This window comes from Anaeromyxobacter dehalogenans 2CP-1, assembly GCF_000022145.1.
Taxonomy (GTDB): Bacteria; Myxococcota; Myxococcia; order Myxococcales; family Anaeromyxobacteraceae; genus Anaeromyxobacter; species Anaeromyxobacter dehalogenans.
The window spans coordinates 2,620,219-2,633,385 of record NC_011891.1; the positions used below are offsets into that span (position 1 = coordinate 2,620,219).

Genomic DNA, 13,167 nt, shown 5'->3' on the forward strand with positions numbered 1-13,167 from the left:
GTAACGGCTCGACCCTCGCCCGTCAAAGATTCCAACGTGGGCCACGGCGGGGCGGCTTGCAACCCCGCCCCGCCGTGCCCAGCAACGGCGAACGGTCCTACTTGACCTCGACCTTGGCGCCAGCGGCCTCGAGCTTCTTCTTGAGCTCCTCGGACTCGGCCTTGGCGACGCCGGCCTTGACCTCCTTCGGCGCGCCCTCCACCAGGTCCTTGGCCTCCTTCAGGCCGAGGCCCGTGATCGCGCGGACCTCCTTGATCACGTTGATCTTGTTCGCGCCGGCGTCCACGAGGACCACCGTGAACTCGGTCTTCTCCTCGACCGGCGCCGCAGCGGCGGCCCCGCCACCGGCGGCCACCATCACCGGCGCGGCGGCGGCGGACACGCCCCACTTCTCCTCGAGCTGCTTCACCAGCTCCGCGGCCTCCATGATGGTCAGGCCCGAGAGCTGCTCAACGATCGCATTCAGATCGGCCATTGCTTCTTTCCTCTTCTCTCCGCCGGGCCGTCCCTGACGGCCCGATGCGTCTCTTTGGCCCGCGCAATCGCGCACGGGCGGTTCACGTACCGTTTACGCCTGCTTCTCGAGCTGCTCGCGGCGGGCGCCGACCACCCGGGCCAGCTGCTGGCCAGGGGTGCCGACGAGGCGCGCGAGCTTGGTCGCGGGCTGGGCGATCATCGCGGCGATCTGGCCGCGGAGCTCCTTCAGGCCCGGCATCTTCGCGAGGGCCTGAACGCCCTTCGCGTCGATGACCTTGCCTTCGATGATCGCGGTGCGGATCACGAAGTTCTCGCGGTCCTTCATGAAGTCCGCGAGGAGCTTCGCCGGGGTGACGACGTCGTCGTACGACATGACGAGGGCCGTCGGCCCCACGAACCGATCCGCCACCGGCTCCACCGGCGTGCCCTTGGCGGCGCGCGCGGCGAGGGTGTTCTTCACGATCCGGTAGTCGATCTTCGCATCCCGGAGCTTCTTGCGAAGATCCGTGACCACCGCGACGTTCAGCCCCTTCGGCTCCGCGACGATGGCCGCCTTCGCCTTCGCCATCTTCTCGTGGAGCTCACTGATGACCTGCTCTTTTTCCGTCCGGTTCAAGTTGACTCACCACCTCTCCGGCCGGCCGGCGCGTCGCGCCGGGCTCGGCGTCGTTCGGGTCTCGGACCGGACGTCCGGTACGAAAACCCCCTGGCCAAGCAGGGGACGCTGCGGTGAATCGCAGTTCCCGTCTCGGCGGGTCGGATCCGCGAGGATCCGCTTGGCCGCTGTCCGCTCCGAACTGCGCTCGCACCGGAGCGGTGGCAGCGGGCCCGCTGTCTTGGACCAGAACCCCGGCGGCGAGATTGCCGCCGGGAACTCCTGAAGCGCTTAAGCGTGCTGCGCGGCGAGCTCCGCCAGGTCCACCTTGATGCCGGGGCCCATGGTCGTGCTCAGGGTGACGTTCTTGACGTACACGCCCTTCGCCGTCTGCGGCTTCGCCTTGTAGATGACCTCCATGATCGCGCTGAAGTTCGCCTTCAGCTTGTCCGGATCGAAGGAGGCCTTCCCGAACGGCACGTGGACGATGCCCGCCTTCTCGACGCGGAACTCGACCTTGCCGGCCTTCTGCTCCTTGACGGCGCGGGCGAGGTCCATCGTGACGGTGCCGACCTTCGGGTTCGGCATGAGGCCGCGGGGCCCGAGGATCTTACCGAGGCGGCCGACCACGCCCATCATGTCCGGGGTGGCGATGAGCTTGTCGAAGTCCATGAAGCCGCCCTGGATCTTCTCGGCCAGGTCCTCGGCGCCGACGATGTCCGCGCCGGCCTCCTGGGCCTCCTTGGCCTTGTCGCCCTTCGCGAACACCGCCAGGCGGACGGTCTTGCCCATGCCGTGCGGCAGCACGACGGCGCCGCGGACCACCTGGTCGGCGTGCTTCGGGTCCACGCCCAGGTTGATGGACGCGTCCACCGTCTCGTCGAACTTCTTGGTGGCGGTCTGCTTCACGAGGCTCATGGCCTCGTCGAGCTTGTAGCGCTTGGTGCGATCCACCTTCTCGGCGGCCGCCTTGTACTTCTTCGCAACGTGAGCCATGTGCGTGTCCTCCCGGCTAGCCGACGATCTCGATGCCCATGGACAGGGCGGTCCCCTCGACGGTCCGCATCGCGGCCTCCAGGGTGCCCGCCGTCATGTCCTGCATCTTGGTCTTCGCGATCTGCTCCACCTGCTTGCGCGTCACCTGCCCGACCTTCTCCTTGCCGGGCTTGTGCGCGCCGGAGCCCTTCTTCTTCTCCGTGTGGAGGCCGGCGGCCTTCTTGAGGAGGATCGCGGCGGGCGGGGTCTTCAGCACGAAGGTGAAGGACCGGTCCTGGTACACCGTGATGATGACCGGGATGATGAGGGCTTCCTTCGCCTGGGCCTGCGTCGCCGCGTTGAACTGCTTGCAGAACTCCATGATGTTGACGCCGTGCTGGCCGAGCGCCGGGCCCACGGGCGGGGCCGGGTTCGCCTTTCCGGCGGGGAGCTGCAGCTTGATCTGTCCCGTGACCTTCTTCATCGTCGCTCCTCGCGTGGTGCAAGCGAGCTCATCGCTCTCCCACGCCGTCGTTCCCCCCGCGGCGGACGCCGCGGGGCCCTGCAAAGGCTAGGTCTTCTCCACCTGCATGAAGTCGAGCTCTACCGGCGTGGCGCGGCCGAAGATCGACACCAGCACCCGGAGCTTGCCCTTGTCCGGCTTGACCTCCTCGACGGTGCCGTTGAAGTTCGAGAACGGGCCGTCGGTCACGCGGACCGAGTCGCCCTCCTCGAACTGCACCTTGGGCTTCGGCTTGAGCGAGCCCTCGGAGATCTGCGTGGTGAGCCGCTGCACCTCGACGTCGGACACCGCCGGGACCTGCTCCGGCGTCTTCGCGTTGCCGACGAACCCGGTGACCTTCGGCGTCCCCTTCACGAGGTGCCAGGTCTGCAGGCTCATCTCCATGTTCACCAGGATGTAGCCGGGGAAGAACTTCCGCTTGGAGGTCTTCTTCTCCCCCTTCACCATCTCCTGGACCACCTCCATCGGGATGAGCACCTCGCCGAACGCGTCCTGCAGCGAGTGCTGCCGGATGCGCTCGTCGAGCGACTTCTTCACCTTGTTCTCGAACCCCGAGTAGGTGTGGACGACGTACCACTTCTTCGCCATGACCGCTCCGTTCCGTCGCCCGCGCGTCGATTCCAGAAAACGCCGATGGAGCCGTGCTGGCGGCCCCCAACCGCCGCGGCTCCGTCCCGGCCGCGAAGAACGCGGGGACCTCAGTAGATCTTCGAGCTCAGCCAGCTCCAGACGAGATCGAAGAGACCGAGGATGACCGCCGCGACGGCGGACGCGACGATCACCGCCACGGTGGCGGCGCGCGTCTCGCGCATGCTCGGCCAGGTGACTCGCCGGAGCTCGAGCGCCACCTCCAGCGACACCTGCTGCGTCTTCGGGATCCGCCAGACCACCACCGCGGTCGCGATGGCGAGCGCGAAGCCCGTCACCGTGGACAGCGTCCAGTCGCTGAACACCGCGAAGTCGTTGACGCCCGCGTACCCGAGCGCCAGCTCGAGGACCTTCTCCAGGAAGATCCCCAGCGCGATGGCCGCGAGCACGTAGAAGATCCCCACGACGCGCTTCGGCTGATCGACCCCGCCGACGTTGTCCATGACCCTCGACCTTCGGCTTCGGAGGGCGGGGCCGCCCGTGGACGGCCCCGCCCCGTTCTGTCTGGCAGGCCAGGAGGGATTCGAACCCCCAACCCGCGGTTTTGGAGACCGCTGCTCTACCGTTGGAGCTACTGGCCTAGGTGCCGCTCGTGGCTACTTCGTCTCCTTGTGCTCCACGTGCTTGCGGCAGCGCGGGCAGTACTTGGAGAGCGTGAGCTTGTCCTGCGTCTTCTTCTTGTTCTTGGTGGTCGTGTAGTTCCGCTCTTTGCAGGTCTTGCACTCGAGCGTGATGATGCTGCGATTGCCGGCCATGACGTCCTTCTTTCCTTACTGGATGACCTCGGCGACCACGCCCGCGCCGACCGTGCGGCCGCCCTCGCGGATGGCGAAGCGGAGCTCCTTCTCCATCGCGATGGGGGTGATCAGCTCCACCTCCATCCCGATGTTGTCGCCCGGCATCACCATCTCGACTCCCTGCGGCAGCTGCACCGACCCCGTCACGTCCGTCGTCCGGAAGTAGAACTGCGGCCGGTAGCCGTTGAAGAACGGGGTGTGACGACCACCCTCCTCCTTCGTCAGCACGTACACCTCGGCCTTGAACTTCGTGTGCGGCGTGATCGACCCCGGCTTCGCCAGCACCTGACCGCGCTCCACCTCCTCGCGCTTCAGGCCGCGCAGCAGCGCCCCGATGTTGTCGCCCGCGCGCCCCTCGTCCAGCAGCTTGCGGAACATCTCGACGCCGGTCACCACCGTCTTCGCCGTCGCCTTCAGCCCGACGACCTCGATCTCCTCGCCCACCTTCACGATCCCGCGCTCCACGCGGCCCGTCGCCACCGTCCCGCGGCCCGAGATCGAGAACACGTCCTCGACCGGCATCAGGAACGGCTTGTCCGTCGCGCGCTGCGGCGTCGGAATGTACGCGTCCACCGCGTCCATCAGCTTGAAGATCGCCTGCTCCCCGAGCTCGCCCTTGTCGCCCTCGAGCGCCTTCAGCGCCGACCCCTTCACGATCGGGATCTCGTTGCCCGGGAAGTCGTACTCGCTCAGCAGCTCCCGGACCTCCAGCTCCACCAGGTCCAGGAGCTCCTTGTCGTCCACCATGTCCACCTTGTTCAGGAAGACCACGATGTACGGCACGCCCACCTGACGGGCCAGCAGGATGTGCTCCCGCGTCTGCGGCATCGGACCGTCCGCCGCCGACACCACCAGGATCGCGCCGTCCATCTGCGCCGCCCCGGTGATCATGTTCTTCACGTAGTCCGCGTGCCCCGGGCAGTCGACGTGCGCGTAGTGCCGCTTCTCCGTCTGGTACTCCACGTGCGCCGTCGCGATCGTGATGCCGCGCTCCCGCTCCTCCGGCGCCTTGTCGATCTGGTCGTACGCCAGGAACTGCGCCCCGCCCTTCTGCGCCAGCACCTTCGTGATCGCCGCCGTCAGCGTCGTCTTGCCGTGGTCCACGTGCCCGATCGTCCCGACGTTCACGTGCGGCTTGCTGCGCTCGAACTTCTCCTTGGCCATTGGGTACGCTCCCTGCTGTTGGCGCGTGCGCCGGATGACTCGGCTACCGCGACGGAGTGACTGAGAGCCCTCGTCCAGGATTGAACTGGAGACCTCGTCCTTACCAAGGACGCGCTCTACCGACTGAGCTACGAGGGCAATTCCTTTGATCCGACCTCACTGGAGCGGGAAACGGGATTCGAACCCGCGACATTCAGCTTGGAAGGCTGACGCTCTACCAACTGAGCTATTCCCGCAAGTTTTCCCGAACCTCTTCTTCGCTTCTCGCCCAGCGAGCTGCTGCTACCGGTGCTGCGCAGTGGAGGGGGGTGGATTCGAACCACCGAAGGCGTAAGCCGGCAGATTTACAGTCTGCTCCCTTTGGCCGCTCGGGAACCCCTCCTGATGTCTTCACCTCGATGACGCTGCGTGAACCCCACGGCGCGCTGAGCTGGCGGTGGGATTCGAACCCGCGACCTGCTGCTTACAAGGCAGCTGCTCTACCAGCTGAGCTACGCCAGCAAAATCCTTCCCGAATCCACGACCGTCGTCCCTCGGGCACGGCTCGGGCGAACCCACCGCCGTCCGTTGTGGAGGGCGGTCTTTAAAATGAGTGGCCCCATCTTGTCAAGGACGCATTTCGACCGCTGATTTCGACGGCGTCCCCGCGCGCTGCCGCGCGGCCTCGTACAGGGCGACCGCGGCCGACGCGGACACCGACAAGCTGTCGAGATCACCCGACATGGGGATCCGCGCGGAGAGGTCGCAGGTGCGGCGCACCAGCGGCCGGATCCCCTCCCCCTCGCTGCCGAGGACGAGCGCCGTGGGGCCCTTGAGATCGACCTCGCCGAGGGGGCGTTCGCCGTCCGCTGCGAGCGCGACCGACCAGATGCCCGCCTCCTTCAGCCGCTCGAGGGTCTTCGCCACGTTGGTGACGCGCGCCACCGGGCAGCGCTCCACCGCGCCGGCCGACGCCTTCGCGACCGCGGGCGTGACGCCCACGGCGCGGTCTCGCGGGATGACGACGCCGTGCGAGCCGAGCGCGTGCGCCGAGCGGATGATGGCGCCGAGGTTGTGCGGGTCCTCGACGCCGTCGAGCACCACCAGGAGCGGCGGGCGGCCGCCGGCCTGCGCGCGCGCGAGCAGATCCTCCAGCTCCGCGTAACGGAAGTCGGCCACCACCGCGACGACGCCCTGGTGCCGGTCGGTGCCGGCCAGCCGGTCGAGCTTGGCGCGGGGCGCCGCGCGCACCTTGGCGCCCGCCCCCCGCCCGAGCCGTTCCAGCTCGGCGAACGCGGCGCCGCGGGTGCCGCCCTCGGCCAGCCACACCTCGGCGACGTCGCCGCCCCCGGCGCGGAGCAGCTCGCGCACCGGGTTCACGCCGTAGACGACGCGCATCGCGCTACTCGACCTTGACCGGGACCGACACGTCGCGCGCCTGCTTCACGCACCACTGGTCGGAGCAGATGAAGAAGTCCACCTTCGCCCGCGCCTCCTGCGCGCCGGCCTGGGCGGCGGTGAACGGCACCTCGAAGCGCGGTCCCTCGGCCTTCGGATCCACCGCGTCCTTGTGGCCGAGCCGGTCCTTGGAGAGCGTGAGCCCGGGCGTCGCCGAGAGCGTGATCTTGAGCGGCGCCTGCGGGTGCACGTGCGTGCCCGCCACCGGCACGATCGAGATCACCAGCTTCCCGGCCGCGCCGGCCTTCACCGACCGCGTGGTGCCCTCGGTGTCGATCCGGTAGCTCTTCGCGGCGGCGTCGGCGGCCGCGTCGGCGCGCGACGCCGCGGGGGCGAGCAGGAGCGCGAGGGCGAGTGCGAGGGTGCGCATGGTCGGGCTCTATACCAGGGACGGCCGGGGGCGGCCACGCATTCAGGGACGCGCCGCGGCGGCCGCCCCGTCGCGCCGCCGCCGCCCCGCGCCCGCCGGGGCGCGCCCGCCGCGCACCAGGGCCATGGCGCGCTCCACGATGCGCCCCGCGGCGTCCACGCCGCACGCGCTCTCCGCCTCGCGGATCGACGGCGAGGAGTTCACCTCGAAGACCCGCGGCGTGCCCTTCACGTCGAGCATGTCCACCGCGCAGACCTCGAGCTGCAGCACCCGGGCGGCCTGCGCGGCGGCGCGCGCGTAGACGGGCGGCAGGCTCACCTGCTCGAACTGCGCCCCGCGCCGCAGGTTGCGCGAGAAGCGGCCGACCGGCGGCCGGCGGCGCATCGCCGCGACGACCTCGCCGCCCACCACCAGGGCGCGCAGGTCCCGCCCCTTCGCGCCCTTCAGGTACTGCTGCACCACGATGTTCTGGCCGAGCCCCAGGATGGCCTCGAGCGCCGCCTCCAGCGACTGGAGCGTCTCGCAGATCATCACGCCCGACTTCTCGCTGGTGGAGAGCAGCTTCACCAGCACCGGGACGCCGCCCACCAGCCGTGCCATGTCCTTCAGGCCGGAGGGGTCGCTCGCCATCACGGTGCGCGGCACCGGCACCCCGGCGGCGGAGAGCATCTGGAGGCTGCGCATCTTGTTGCGGCTGGCGGCGATGCCGTAGGCGCCGTTCAGCGCCGGGATGCCGAGCAGCTCGAGCTGGTTCACCACCGAGAGGCCGTACTGGTGGATCGACAGGCCGATCCGCGGCACGACCACGTCGGTGCGGGGGAAGCGCTTGCCGCGCCAGTAGGCCTGCGGCGCCTGGTCGAACAGCCCCATCTCCACCTCGAGCGGATCGACCACGCGCGAGCGGACCCCGCGGGCGCGCGCCGCCTCGACCAGGCGGCGCGTGGTGTAGATCTCGCTCGAGCGCGACAGGACCGTGAGGTGCACGGGCGCGAGATTAAGGCGGGGGCGGCGGAAAAGCGAGGCGCGCTGGAGCTCGGCGCGGGCGCTCCGCCCGGACGCCGGACGCCGGACGCACGACGGGCCGCCCGGCGACGCCAGGCGGCCCGTCTCGACGCTGCGGTGACGCGCTAGACCTGCTTGAACTCCGCGTCCACCACGTTGTCCTTCGGCTTCTCCTCGGCCGCAGGGCCGCCCGGAGGCGGCGCGCCCTCGCCCGGACCGCCCGGCGCGGCGGTCTTGTAGAGCTCCTCGGCCGCCTTGTGGCTGGCCTTCTCGAGGCGCTCCATGGCGGTCCTCACCTCGGCCGCGGTGCCCTTCTCGCGGACCTTGTGGACCTCCTGCACCGCCTCCTCGATCTCCTTCACGGTGGCGGCGGCGAGCTTCTCCTTGTTGTCCTTGAGCAGCTTCTCCATCTGGTAGGCGAGGTTCTCCGCCCGGTTCCGCTGCTCGACCTCCTCGCGGCGCGCCTTGTCCTCGGTCTCGTGCGACTGGGCGTCGGCCACCATCTTCTCGACCTCGTCCTTCGCCAGGCCGGACGAGTGGCTGATGGTGATCTTCTGCTCCTTGCCGGTCCCCTTGTCCTTCGCGGACACGTTCAGGATGCCGTTCGCGTCGATGTCGAACGTGACCTCGATCTGCGGCATGCCGCGCGGCGCGGGCGGGATGCCCTCCAGGTGGAAGCGCCCCAGCGTGCGGTTGTCGCGCGCCATCTCGCGCTCGCCCTGCAGCACGTGGATCTCCACCGACGTCTGGCTGTCCGACGCGGTGGAGAACGTCTCCGACCGCTTCGCCGGGATGGTCGTGTTCCGCTCGATGAGCCGGGTCATCACGCCGCCGAGCGTCTCGACGCCGAGCGAGAGCGGCGTCACGTCGAGCAGCAGGATGTCCTTCACCTCGCCGGAGAGGACGCCAGCCTGCACCGCCGCGCCCACCGCCACCACCTCGTCCGGGTTGACGGTCCGGTTCGGCTCCTTGCCGAAGAACCGCTTCACGGTCTCGACGATCTTCGGCATGCGGGTCTGGCCGCCGACCAGCACCACCTCGTCGATCTGCGACGGCTGGAGCTTGGCGTCCGCCAGGCAGCGCCGGGTCGGCTCGATGGACCGCTCGATCAGCGCCTCGACGAGCTGCTCGAGCTTGGCGCGCGAGAGCTTGACCGACAGGTGCTTCGGGCCCGTCTGGTCGGCGGTGAGGAACGGCAGGTTGATCTCGGTCTCCATCATCGAGGAGAGCTCGATCTTCGCCTTCTCGGCCGCCTCCTTGAGGCGCTGCAGCACCATCTTGTCCCTCGACACGTCGATGCCGGTGTCCTTCTTGAACTCGGCGATCAGCCAGTCGATGACCTGCTGGTCGATGTTGTCGCCGCCGAGGTGCGTGTCGCCGTTCGTGGCGAGCACCTCGACCACGTTCTCGCCCACCTCGAGGATCGAGATGTCGAACGTGCCGCCGCCGAAGTCGTAGACGGCGATCTTCTCGTTCTTCTTCTTGTCGAGGCCGTAGGCGAGCGCGGCCGCGGTCGGCTCGTTGACGATGCGCCGCACGTTCAGGCCGGCGATCTCGCCCGCGTCCTTGGTGGCCTGCCGCTGCGAGTCGTTGAAGTACGCCGGCACGGTGATGACCGCGTCCGTCACCTTCTCGCCGAGGTAGTTCTCGGCGGCGCGCTTCAGCTTGAGCAGCACCTGCGCGCTGATCTCCGGCGGCGAGTACTGCTTGCCGTCGATCTCGATGCGCGCGTCGCCGTTCGGGCCCTCGGCGACGTGGTACGGGACGCGCTTCATCTCGTCCTGCACCTCCCCGAAGCGCCGGCCCATGAAGCGCTTGATCGAGTAGACGGTCTTCTCGGGGTTGGTGATGGCCTGGCGCTTGGCCACCTGCCCGACGAGCCGCTCCCCTTCCTTCGTATAGGCGACCACGCTCGGGGTGAGCCGGGAGCCCTCCTCGTTCGTGATGACGACGGGGTCCTTCCCCTCCATCACCGCAACCACGCTGTTCGTGGTGCCGAGGTCGATGCCGATGATCTTGGCCATGGTTCGAAAGTCCTCCTGGACGGGGGGCAACGTAAGTCCGCGCGGAACCCTGTCAAACGGCGCGCTCGCGCCCCCGCCGCCCCGGCCGGCGGGCGACGGCGCGCTGCGTAGCCCGCGACGCACCGCCACCCGGACGACGCGTCCCACGCTCCCCGCACAGGGCGCCGCGCAGGCGAATAAGCAGCCGTCATCCCACGGTTTTGCCAGGGTGACGCGCCGTGGCACCTCGCTTGCTCCGGAAACCCGGACATCCGCGTCAGGGCCTCACAAGGGAACTTCATGCTTCGAATGGTCGCCACCGCCGAGCGGTCCCACGGGTTCGAACAGCCGTTCGCCCCGCCAGGCGCCGACGTGGCGGTCCTCCTCAACGCGAACGCGAAGCAGGTGACGCCAGGCGTCCGCCGCGCGCTCTCCTCGGTGCTGCCGGACGAGCACCTCTTCGTGTCGCGCTGCGCCGACGAGGCCGCGGCCATCGCCGACGAGGTGGTGGCGCGGCGGTACCGGACGGTGTTCACCGGCGGCGGCGACGGGACGTTCGTCTCCTGGGTGAACCGGATCCTGGAGAGCGCGGAGCGGCGCGCGGCCCGGCCGCCCTGCTTCGGCGTGCTCGCCCTCGGCACCGGCAACGCGGTGGCCGGTGTGGTGGGCGCGACCCCGCGGCGGCACGTGCAGGACCTTCTCCGCTTCGTGCGCGGCGAGGTCGGCCGCGTCCGCCGCCTCGACCTCGTCTCCTGCGGCGACCGGCTCACCCCGTTCGCCGGCGTCGGCATCGACGCCGCGGTGCTGAACGACTACATCTGGCTGAAGTCGCAGCTCGCCGACACCCCGCTCCGGCGCCTGGGCCTGGGCGCGAGCGGCTACGGCCTCGCCATCGCGCTGCGCTCCGCCCCGCGCTGCCTGGTCGAGCGCCGCCCCACCTACTGCGAGATCGTGAACGTGGGCCGCCCGGCCTGGCGCCTCGACGCGCGCGGCAACCGCGTCGGCCGCCCCATCGCCCACGGCGAGCTGCTCTACGCCGGCCCGTGCATGATGGCCGCCGCGAGCACCGTGCCCTACTACGGCCTGGGCCTGCGCGCGTTCCCGTTCGCCGGGCAGGCGCCGGGCATGATGCAGGTCCGGGTCGCCACCAGCATCCCGATCCGCACCCTGCTCACGAGCGTCCCGAGCATCTGGGCCGGCCGCTTCGCGCACCGGGGGCTGCTCGACTTCCACGCCGACCGCGTGGCGATGCGGTTCGAGAAGCCGATGCCGCTGCAGATCGGCGGTGACGCCGAGGGCTGGCGCGACGAGCTGACGTTCGGGATGGCGCCGCAGCCGGTGGACCTGGTCGACTTCGGCACCCCCTGCGCCGCGGCCTGAGCCGCGATCACAGGTAGTAGACGACGCGCTCGTCCTGCCAGAGCAGCTGGTACACGGCGCGCCGCTGCGCCTCCGACTCCAGCCGCACCGCCACGCTCACCGAGTGGTACTTCCCGCCCGACGAGGCGCGCACCGTGACGTCGATCGCGGGGGCCTCGCCCACGCCGCGGGCCACCAGGCGCCGCGCATGCTCGGCGAAGTCGTCGGCGGCGAGCCCCATCACCTTGAAGGTGTAGCGGAGCGGGTAGTCGAGCGCCGGCGCGGCCGGCGGCGTGGGATCGGCCCGGTTCGTCATCGGTCAGAGCCTAGCGGCGACGCCCGCGCGGCGCAGCCGCGCCCGCGGGGACCTCGCGCGAGCCCGCGAGCGCAGGCGCGGAGGTCACGGGACCCCTCGCAGCAAGCGGGTCCCCGCGGAGCTCCGCTCCGTGGGGCGGGGCGCAGCCCCGTCACAAGAGATTCGCTGCGAGCTCGGCCAGCGGGCTCCGCTCGCCCTTCTCCAGCGTGATGTGCCCCGCCAGCCGCTCGTGCATGAAGCGGTTCACCACGTGGATGAGGCCGTTGTTGGTCTGGTCCACGTAGGGATTGTCGATCTGGTACGGGTCGCCGGTGAGGACGATCTTCGTCCCGTCGCCGACGCGCGTGATGATGGTCTTCACCTCGTGCGGCGTCAGGTTCTGCGCCTCGTCCACGATGATGAACTGGTTCGGGATGGAGCGTCCGCGGATGTAGGTGAGCGGCTCGATCTCGAGGATGCCGAGGTCGAGCAGCTCGTGGTAGCCGCGCCCGGCCTTCTTCTCCGAGCGCGACAGGTTCATGAGGTACTCGACGTTGTCGAAGATCGGCTGCATCCAGGGGTTGAGCTTCTCCTCCACCGAGCCGGGCAGGTAGCCGAGATCGCGGCCCAGCGGGAAGATGGGCCGGGAGACGAGCATCTTCTGGTAGACGCCGTCCTCCATGGTCTTCTGCAGGCCGGCGGCGATGGCGAGCAGCGTCTTGCCGGTGCCGGCCTTGCCGACGATGGTGACGAGCCGCACCTCGTCGTTGAGGAGCAGGTCGAGGGCGAACGACTGCTCCTTGTTGCGCGGCCGGATCCCCCAGACGCCCTCCTTCGGCGTCTTGATGAGCGGCACGTACGCCTGCTTCGCGGCGCTGTACTTCCCCACCGCCGAGTGCTGCGGGTTGGTCCGGTCGCGGAGCACCACGAACGCGTTGGGCGGCGGCGCGTCGCGGCCCTCGGCCGCCGGCAGCGCGCCGCCGGCGTAGAACGCGTTCACGTCCTCCGGCGAGACCTCCAGCTCGGAGCTGCCGCTCCACAGCTCGTCGAGCACCACGCCCTCGACGTCGTAGTCCTCGGCGTGCAGCCCGAGCGCGTCGGCGCGGATGCGGAGGTTGGTGTCCTTGGTGACGAAGACGGTGGGGGTGGCCTGGTCGCGCTGCGCGAGCTCCAGGGCCACCGCCAGGATCTGGTCGTCGATGGTGTGGCCGTTCCCGACGCCGTGCGGGAGCTTGTGCTCCGCGACCAGCACGCGGAGGTGCCCGTGGGCGTCGCCGATGGGCACGCCCTCGCGCAGCTTGCCCCGGGAGCGGAACTCGTCGAGCGAGCGGGAGACCTGGCGCGCGTTGCGGCCGAGCGTCGAGAGGTCGCGCTTGAAGTTGTCGACCTCCTCGATCACGTAGATGGGGATGACGACGTCGTTGTCTCCGAAGCCGAAGATGCTGCGCGGGTCGTGGAGCAGGACGTTGGTGTCGAGGACGAAGTTCTTTTTCAAGCCTGGGCGGCTCCGGGCGAGGCCGTC

15 protein-coding genes and 5 tRNA genes are annotated in these 13,167 nt (G+C 69.6%); 1 reads left to right on the forward strand and 19 read right to left on the reverse strand.

Annotated features, from left to right (window positions below):
* Positions 1–97 precede the first annotated feature (97 nt).
* The 17 genes from rplL to dnaK form a co-directional block, all read right to left on the reverse strand.
* A complete protein-coding gene (gene rplL / locus A2CP1_RS11860; protein WP_012526296.1) occupies positions 98–475 on the reverse strand; it encodes a 50S ribosomal protein L7/L12 in 378 nt (125 codons plus the stop codon).
* Positions 476–568: 93 nt separating this feature from the next.
* Positions 569–1,093, reverse strand: a complete 525-nt coding sequence (rplJ, locus tag A2CP1_RS11865) for a 50S ribosomal protein L10 (protein WP_012633519.1) — start codon at positions 1,091–1,093, stop codon at positions 569–571.
* Positions 1,094–1,363: 270 nt separating this feature from the next.
* The gene (gene rplA / locus A2CP1_RS11870; protein WP_012526298.1) at positions 1,364–2,068 is read right to left on the reverse strand and encodes a 50S ribosomal protein L1; all 705 of its coding nucleotides are present in this window, start codon (positions 2,066–2,068) and stop codon (positions 1,364–1,366) included.
* A 16-nt stretch (positions 2,069–2,084) separates the two neighbouring features.
* Positions 2,085–2,531, reverse strand: coding sequence for a 50S ribosomal protein L11 (rplK, locus tag A2CP1_RS11875; protein ID WP_011420644.1), 447 nt, complete (start codon positions 2,529–2,531; stop codon positions 2,085–2,087).
* 87 nt (positions 2,532–2,618) lie between these two features.
* Entirely contained in the window at positions 2,619–3,158 is a 540-nt protein-coding gene (gene nusG / locus A2CP1_RS11880; RefSeq protein WP_012526299.1) for a transcription termination/antitermination protein NusG, read from the reverse strand.
* Positions 3,159–3,268: 110 nt separating this feature from the next.
* A complete protein-coding gene (gene secE / locus A2CP1_RS11885) occupies positions 3,269–3,661 on the reverse strand; it encodes a preprotein translocase subunit SecE (protein WP_012633520.1) in 393 nt (130 codons plus the stop codon).
* A gap of 62 nt (positions 3,662–3,723) precedes the next feature.
* Positions 3,724–3,799, reverse strand: a tRNA-Trp gene (locus A2CP1_RS11890).
* A 15-nt stretch (positions 3,800–3,814) separates the two neighbouring features.
* Positions 3,815–3,973 carry a 50S ribosomal protein L33 gene (rpmG, locus tag A2CP1_RS11895; RefSeq protein ID WP_011420641.1) on the reverse strand — a complete coding sequence of 53 codons (159 nt, stop codon included), beginning with the start codon at positions 3,971–3,973 and terminating at the stop codon, positions 3,815–3,817.
* A gap of 15 nt (positions 3,974–3,988) precedes the next feature.
* Positions 3,989–5,179, reverse strand: a complete 1,191-nt coding sequence (tuf, locus tag A2CP1_RS11900) for an elongation factor Tu (protein WP_012525973.1) — start codon at positions 5,177–5,179, stop codon at positions 3,989–3,991.
* A gap of 65 nt (positions 5,180–5,244) precedes the next feature.
* Positions 5,245–5,317: transfer RNA gene (locus A2CP1_RS11905), tRNA-Thr, on the reverse strand.
* 22 nt (positions 5,318–5,339) lie between these two features.
* Positions 5,340–5,415: transfer RNA gene (locus A2CP1_RS11910), tRNA-Gly, on the reverse strand.
* A 63-nt stretch (positions 5,416–5,478) separates the two neighbouring features.
* Positions 5,479–5,561, reverse strand: a tRNA-Tyr gene (locus tag A2CP1_RS11915).
* A 46-nt stretch (positions 5,562–5,607) separates the two neighbouring features.
* Positions 5,608–5,680: transfer RNA gene (locus A2CP1_RS11920), tRNA-Thr, on the reverse strand.
* Positions 5,681–5,785: 105 nt separating this feature from the next.
* Positions 5,786–6,556 (reverse strand): 23S rRNA (guanosine(2251)-2'-O)-methyltransferase RlmB, encoded by a 771-nt coding sequence (gene rlmB / locus A2CP1_RS11925; protein WP_012633521.1) that lies wholly within the window; start codon positions 6,554–6,556, stop codon positions 5,786–5,788.
* Between the two features lie 4 nt (positions 6,557–6,560).
* Positions 6,561–6,986 (reverse strand): hypothetical protein, encoded by a 426-nt coding sequence (locus A2CP1_RS11930; protein ID WP_012633522.1) that lies wholly within the window; start codon positions 6,984–6,986, stop codon positions 6,561–6,563.
* 42 nt (positions 6,987–7,028) lie between these two features.
* Entirely contained in the window at positions 7,029–7,970 is a 942-nt protein-coding gene (locus A2CP1_RS11935; protein ID WP_012633523.1) for an ATP-grasp domain-containing protein, read from the reverse strand.
* Positions 7,971–8,113: 143 nt separating this feature from the next.
* The gene (gene dnaK / locus A2CP1_RS11940; RefSeq protein ID WP_012633524.1) at positions 8,114–10,012 is read right to left on the reverse strand and encodes a molecular chaperone DnaK; all 1,899 of its coding nucleotides are present in this window, start codon (positions 10,010–10,012) and stop codon (positions 8,114–8,116) included.
* Positions 10,013–10,291: 279 nt separating this feature from the next.
* Between dnaK and A2CP1_RS11945 the strand changes: the two genes are divergently transcribed.
* Positions 10,292–11,371, forward strand: a complete 1,080-nt coding sequence (locus A2CP1_RS11945) for a diacylglycerol/lipid kinase family protein (protein WP_012633525.1) — start codon at positions 10,292–10,294, stop codon at positions 11,369–11,371.
* Positions 11,372–11,378: 7 nt separating this feature from the next.
* Here A2CP1_RS11945 and A2CP1_RS11950 read toward each other — a convergent pair whose 3' ends face one another.
* Both A2CP1_RS11950 and A2CP1_RS11955 read right to left on the reverse strand, forming a co-directional pair.
* Positions 11,379–11,666 carry a DUF493 domain-containing protein gene (locus tag A2CP1_RS11950; protein WP_012526306.1) on the reverse strand — a complete coding sequence of 96 codons (288 nt, stop codon included), beginning with the start codon at positions 11,664–11,666 and terminating at the stop codon, positions 11,379–11,381.
* 151 nt (positions 11,667–11,817) lie between these two features.
* Positions 11,818–13,140 (reverse strand): PhoH family protein, encoded by a 1,323-nt coding sequence (locus A2CP1_RS11955; RefSeq protein ID WP_012633526.1) that lies wholly within the window; start codon positions 13,138–13,140, stop codon positions 11,818–11,820.
* Between the last annotated feature and the right edge of the window lie 27 nt (positions 13,141–13,167).